Origin of the sequence: Ruminococcus callidus ATCC 27760, assembly GCF_000468015.1 — a bacterium.
Taxonomy (GTDB): domain Bacteria; phylum Bacillota; class Clostridia; order Oscillospirales; family Ruminococcaceae; genus Ruminococcus_C; species Ruminococcus_C callidus.
On sequence record NZ_KI260304.1, the window covers coordinates 11334 to 12817 of the forward strand.

Here is a 1484-nt window from a genome sequence, read left to right on the forward strand (position 1 = left end):
TTTTTTTTTTTTTTTTTGCGGTATAATAGGAAATGCTAGCGTGTATTATGGAAAGTTGTACGTTCGTATAATGACAGATTTGTGAAAGGAGTAAAAAGCGATGAAAAAAATCAGAACTTTTTTAGCAGCTTTGACGGCTGTGACCATGTGCGTCGGTGCAGTGCCGGTGGCACAGGTGTATCTGCCACAGGTGTCTGTTGTGGCAAGTGCGGAATCCGCGGACGGGTTGACTTATAAACTGATTAACAACGGTACAGAAATATCCATTACAGGGTATGATACAGATATGACATCAGTTACAATTCCAGCAGAAATTGAAGGAAAACCGGTTACAACAATTGGACAATATGCGTTTTCAACAATACAATATGTAAAAGAATCAAAATTGTTGAAAGTGACGATACCAGACAGCGTAACTTCTATTGGGGAAAGTGCTTTTTCGGATTGTGTGCATTTAAGAAGTGTGACTTTGCCAAACAGTGTAAAGACATTGGGAGAATCTGTATTTTCAGAATGTACTGAATTAAAGGAAATTACACTTTCTGATAACTTAATTGAAATTCCAGATTCCGCATTTTACAAGTGCAGTAGTTTAACAAATATTACACTCCCAGAATCCGTAACTACTATTGGCTATTGTGCATTTAAAGATTGTGTGGGATTGAAACAACTGTCTTTACCTAGTGGTTTGACAGATATGGGACATAGTGTGTTTTCTGGTTGTTCTTCTTTAACTTCTTTGGTGATTCCGGATAGTGTTACTTCTTTAGAAAATAGTGCTTTTTCTAATTGTACTAGTTTAGAAGAAGTGACATTGTCTAAAAAAATGAATAAAATCGGGCAATATGCATTTTTCTCTTGTAAAGCATTAAAAGAAGTAATTCTTCCAGAGGGAATAACCGAAATAGCAGAATCAACATTCTATGATTGTAAAAAGTTGACTAGTGTGGCAATTCCAAATTCTGTTGTTCTCATAGACCAAATGGCTTTTGCTGGTTGTGAAAGCTTAGAGCAAATTTCGATTCCCAATGATGTGATCAGCATGGGAGAAAGAGCTTTCGGGGGCTGTTATGCTCTAAAATCTATTAGAATTCCGGACGATATTGCGTCCTTAAATGAATCCACTTTTTCTAACTGCTCTAATTTAGAATATGTAATATTGCCTAGAGAAACTTCGATAGTTGGAAATGGGACTTTTTCAAACTGCAAGAAACTGACAGATGTTTATTATACAGGTTCTGAAGATGATTGGAATAATATGAGAGTAGGCAGTAGTAATGACGAATTCTTGAACGCAACCATTCACTACAACTGGAACCCCAACGATCCCATTCCCGACCAGACCGTAACCACCACTGAAACCACAACCGAAACCACCACTACCACCACCACAACGACAACTACCACGACCACGACAAAATCCACCACCGAACAGACGACCAACACCACAAACACCACCACAGCAACAACCGCAACGACTGCAA

General features: G+C 38.3%; 1 protein-coding gene. It reads left to right on the top strand.

Translation table 11 applies throughout. The features are described from left to right. Positions 1-100 precede the first annotated feature (100 nt). Positions 101-1484 (top strand): leucine-rich repeat domain-containing protein (locus RUMCAL_RS01920; protein ID WP_021680755.1); only part of this gene is annotated, 1384 nt, incomplete at its 3' end.